Source organism: Cellulomonas septica, from assembly GCF_012396155.1.
In the GTDB taxonomy this organism is placed as follows: domain Bacteria; phylum Actinomycetota; class Actinomycetes; order Actinomycetales; family Cellulomonadaceae; genus Cellulomonas; species Cellulomonas septica.
In genome coordinates this window covers 1-4,810 of record NZ_JAAXOY010000244.1, presented here as the reverse complement: position 1 = coordinate 4,810, position 4,810 = coordinate 1, and the positions used below count along the sequence as shown (strand labels likewise).

General features: G+C 75.7%; 5 protein-coding genes. All 5 read right to left on the bottom strand.

The annotated features are described in order from the left end of the window. The coding region (locus tag HGA02_RS10645; RefSeq protein WP_168678986.1) for a glycosyltransferase at window positions 1–381 on the bottom strand (381 nt) is incomplete at its 3' end. A 19-nt stretch (window positions 382–400) separates the two neighbouring features. Next, window positions 401–1,459, bottom strand: coding sequence for a glycosyltransferase (locus tag HGA02_RS21665; protein WP_168678985.1), 1,059 nt, complete (start codon window positions 1,457–1,459; stop codon window positions 401–403). Then, window positions 1,456–2,262 carry a glycosyltransferase gene (locus tag HGA02_RS10635; protein ID WP_168678984.1) on the bottom strand — a complete coding sequence of 269 codons (807 nt, stop codon included), beginning with the start codon at window positions 2,260–2,262 and terminating at the stop codon, window positions 1,456–1,458. The genes HGA02_RS21665 and HGA02_RS10635 overlap by 4 nt, the downstream gene beginning before the upstream one ends. A gap of 1 nt (window position 2,263) precedes the next feature. Then, window positions 2,264–3,541 carry an oligosaccharide flippase family protein gene (locus HGA02_RS10630; protein WP_168678983.1) on the bottom strand — a complete coding sequence of 426 codons (1,278 nt, stop codon included), beginning with the start codon at window positions 3,539–3,541 and terminating at the stop codon, window positions 2,264–2,266. Beyond that, window positions 3,538–4,810: O-antigen ligase family protein (locus HGA02_RS10625; protein ID WP_168678982.1), on the bottom strand; the 1,273-nt coding region annotated here is incomplete at its 5' end. The genes HGA02_RS10630 and HGA02_RS10625, both read right to left, overlap by 4 nt.

Below are 4,810 nucleotides of genomic sequence, written 5' to 3'. Positions count from 1 at the left end.
CAGCACACGCGCCGGCAGGGGCGGCCCCGCCGGACCCGGCCGCGTGACCTCCTCGCCGGGCGTCGCGACGAGCCGGGGTGCGACGGCGTCGAACCCGTGCGCTTCGGCGCTCCGGCACAGCTCGACGAGGCCCTCCGCCGCGACCGTGACGTCGGGGTTCACGAAAGCCAGCCAGGGCGTCGAGCACGTCCAGGCGCCACGGTTGGACGCCGTCCCGTAGCCGACGTTCTGCAGGATGCCGAGCACGCGCGCCCCCGACGTCGCCGCGACCTGGGCCGTCCGCTCCCAGTCGCCGGACCCGGAGTCGACCACGACGACCGGCAGCGCCCCGCCGAGGCCCGCCAGCAGTCGTCCCACCGTCGACGAGGACTCGTGCGTCACGGTCACGACGGTGACGACGTCAGGCGGTCGCACCGACGGACCTCCGTCCTCGGGTCGTCGCGGCCTCGTCGAGCACCGACCAGGCGACCCGTCCGACGTCGTCCCACCGCGTCAGGGCGACGTGCGCCCGGTTCCACGAGGTCAGCGCCGCGCGCGTCGTCGGGTCGGACGTGACCGCGGTGACGGCACGGGCGAGGTCGTCCGTCGAGCCGGGGTCGACGAGCGCGTGCGCCGGGGCGTCCGCGAAGACCCGGCCGAGGTTGCCCGCGCGGCCCACGACGGTCGGCACGCCGGCGGCGGCCAGGTCGAGCGCCGGGATGCACAGGCCCTCGTAGAACGACGGCTGGACGTAGGCCGAGCAGCCCGCGAGGAGGTCCTGGTACTCCGCGTCCGGCAGCCCCGAGACGCACTCGACCTGCCCCTCGAGGCCCAGGTCGGCGACGGCCCGTCGCAGGTCGGGGGTCGCGGCGCCCGCACGACCGCACAGCACGAGTTGGTACCCGTCGGGGCGCGCTCGGCCCCACGCGCGGACCAGGCGCTCGAGATTCTTGTGCGGCTCCTGCACGGCGACGCACAGGACGTACGGCAAGGACACGTCGGGAACCCACCGCACCGGGTGCATCGCCCCGAGGGGCAGTGGCTGCACCTGCACGCGCGCGCCCGTCGCGGCGACCTCGTCGGCCGTGAACGCGGAGACCGACAGACCGCGCCGGGACGCACGCGCGAGCCGGTCCGCCGCACGCACGCGCCAGGACGACCGGTACGCCGACCTGGCCCGCAGGAAGCCGACGTCGTGGAACACCGGCACGACCGGGACGGGGCACACCAGGGGTCGCGCCTGCCGGGGCACGAGCACCACGTCGCTGCGTGTCGCGGCCGCGGCGCGCGGGAGCTGGAGATGCATGAACCCCCGGCCCGGGAGCGGCACGTCGTCGGTCGCCGCCCGGCCCGCCACGAGGACCTCCTGACCGGGTCCCGCCGTCGCGCGCAACGCGTCGACGAGACCGACGGCGACGTCGCGGACCCCCGAGAACCCGGGCGCGAGCAGCCGGCCGTCCACCAGGACGCGTGTGGTCACCGCCGCCCCCGTCGCAGGAGGTGCGCGGCCGTCTCGCGACCGTCGGCGACGAACGCCGCGCCCAGCCCGGGCAGTCCCAGCCACCGGCGGGCGTAGACGCGGCGGCTGCGACGGTTGACCCGGCGCAGCGCGCGGGGCGTGACCCGACCGTGCCCCTGGTCGTGCGTGGCCAGGACGCGGCCGTCGATCGCGAGCCGCCATCCCGCGGCGCGGGCCCGACGGCACAGGTCCGTGTCCTCGTAGTAGAGGAAGAACGCCTCGTCGAATCCGCCGAGCTCCTCGAACACCGACCGCCGCCAGACCATGAGGGCGCCGCACACCCAGTCGGCGTCCGCGAGGCCGCCGTCGTGGACGACGTCGTGGACCCGCCCTCGCGCGACGTCCCACAGCCCCGGGAAGGCCCGCGCGCTGCTCACGGGCGAGCCGTCGGGACGCCTGAGGTCGGCACCGACGCAGGCGAGACCGGGGTCGTCCTCGAGGGTCCCCACCAGCCGGTCGAGCGCCCGCGGCGGGACCGCTGCGTCCGGGTTGAGCACGAGGAGGTACGGCGCACGCGTCGACGGCGCCGCGGCCGCCAGGTTGACCGCGCGCCCGAAGCCGAGGTTCGCGCCCGCGTCGAGGACGGTGAGCTCGCCGGGGAACGGCAGCGTGAGGGCCAGGTCCGCGCTGCCGTCGGACGAGCGGTTGTCGACCACGGTCACCGACGCGACCCGGTCGCCGGCCGCCGCGAGCGAGCCCGCGAGCGCGGGGAGGTGGCGTCCGGAGTCGTGGGTCACCACGACGACGTCGACGTCGGCGGGCACGTCAGGCCTCCTTCAGGGCGGCGATCGAGCGTCGCGACGGGAGGAGGAACGCACGCAGGGGCGCACGCGTCACGTGGCGTCGCACGAGGTGGACGAGGACGGCCCAGCTCACGAGGTTGCCCGCGAGGTTCGCGAGCGCGGCCGCCACGATGCCGTGCTGACGGTAGGTCGCCAGGACCAGCGTCACCGTGACGACGAGCGCGAGCGCCTCGCCGACGAGCGGTGCCCCGGGCCGCCCGAGGGCGATGAGGGCCTGGGTGAGGACGATGACCGCGCCGAGCGGTGCCTGCGCGAGCAGCAGGACGACCATCGCCGGCTGCGCCGGCAGGAAGCCCGTCCCGAGGACGAGGGGGATCAGGACCGGCAGCGACACCGCGAGCACCGCACCGCACGCGAGCAGGATCGCGAGGACGGCGGTGGACGCGCCGGGCACGACGTCGTGCTCCCCGCGCACGATGCGGTTCCGGAGCGGGATGGCGATCGAGACGGCGACGCCGTTGAGCGTGGCGGCGAGGGTCGTGGCGACGGCGTAGAGCCCGAGGTCGTACGGCGTCGCGAGGACCGAGAGCAGGAGCAGGTCGACCCGCTGGTTGAGCAGCGCGACGGAGCCGGCGGGCCATCCCCGGAGCCCGAACCGCACGGCGGCCCTGGCCTCGGCGACCGTCGGCGCCGCGGTCGGCAGCACCCTGCCCAGCACCCCGGGGAGGAGGCTGCCGAACAGCGTGGTCGCGACGAGCAGCAGGCCGACGTTCAGCGGTGACGGTCCCGCGACGGTCAGCGCGAGCAGCCCGGCGACGGTCACGAGCTGGGGGACGAAGCGCGACAGGACGACCCCGCGCCACGCGCCGTGGCCCGCGGCGACGGCCCCCGTGCAGGTGCCGTACACGATCACGGGCGACACGGCCGCGTACACCACCAGGAGCACGCGCGAGGCTGTCCCGGGATCCGTCTGGAAGTCGACGAAGAGCACGTACGGGACGGCGCACACGAGTGCGCTCACGAGCGCCAGCACCGCCGCGACCGATGCTGACACGTGGCGGTCGGCGCCCTGGGCGGACCGCCGCCCGAAGTAGTCGGGGAGCCCGAACCCCATGAGGATCGCGATGACGGTGGCCGGTGCGATCGCGATCGCGATCTCGCCCCGGCCGGTCGGTCCGAGCGCGCGCGCCTGGAGCGCTGCCGAGACGAGGCCGAGGGCCACGCCCGTGAAGTTCGCGGCCACGAGCCGGGCGTCGGGGCGGGCGGTGAGCCGCCGGGCGGCGGTCGCGATCGACCTCACGGGCGCCCCCGGGGGACGTTGCCGTAGGCCGCCGACGCGACGTACAGCGCGAGCACCGCCACCATGCCGTTGACGGTCCACCACCAGGGGACGGTGAGGCTCACGACGAGCACGGCGACCGCGGCTCCGCCCAGCGCGCGTCCGACCTCTCCCCCGCGGCGCGCGGCGCGCACCGCGACCCGGGCGAGCGGCGCGACGAAGAGGACCAGGCCGACGAGGCCGGACTTCAGCATGATCGTGAGGAACACGTTGTGCGAGTCGCGCTTCACCGAGTTCACGAGCTCACCCGCGAACGCCAGCTCGGTGCCCACACCCGGCCCGACCAGGGCGGTGAGCGGGGTCTCCGTGATCGCCTCGGTCATGGTGCGGACCTCGGACAGCCGGTACTGGCCCGAGACCTGCTCGCTGCGCTGCGCGAGGTCGTAGCGCCCACCCGGGTCGAGCACCCCGCTCACGAGCGCGAGCGAGGCCAGCAGGAGGACGGCGGCTCCGAGGCGGACACCGGTGCTGACCCTGCGCCACGCGGCCAGGAGCGTCGCACCGACCCCGGCCGCGATCGCGAGCACCATGCTCAGGGTCTGGGAGACGAGCAGCTCGATGCCGAGCAGGCCGAGGAGCAGGGGGCGCAGACGTCCCGCCACGGTCCGGGACAGCAGCAGCACCACGGCGCTGATGACGACGACGATCTCGGCGCCGGGCCTGACGTCGCGCGCGGCGGCGCCCGAGAGGTTGACGACGGGGAGCTCCATCGGCGGCAGGACCCCCGACCGCAGCGCCACCGCACCGAGGACCGCGATCACCGACGCGAGGGCGGCGACACCGATCAGCCCGCGCACGACCACCAGTGCTCCGCGTCGGGTCGCGACGACCGCGAGCGGCAGCAGCAGGAGGAACGCCTCGAGGAGCCGCAGGTCGACCAGCGGGGCCGCCCCGACCGCGGCCGTGCCGACGTCGGGCAACGCCGCACGGGCGACGAACCACGCGGGCCACGCCAGCACCCACAACCAGTCGGCGGTCGTCAGGACCGACGGCGACCGGTCGGCCGCGTCGTCGAGCAGGTCCGTCGTCCGTCGACGGGGCAGCACGACGACGGCGGCGGCGGCCACGGTGGCGAGGACGATCGCCGCGTCGACGTCGGTCGCGGTGATCCCGCCGAGCTCGAGCGTGACGGGCTCGGCACCCGGTCGGACCAGCAGCACCCACAGCAGGCTCGTGACCAGCACGGGCCACGGGAGGGCGACGGCGAGCGCGACGGCGGCGAGCGAGGCG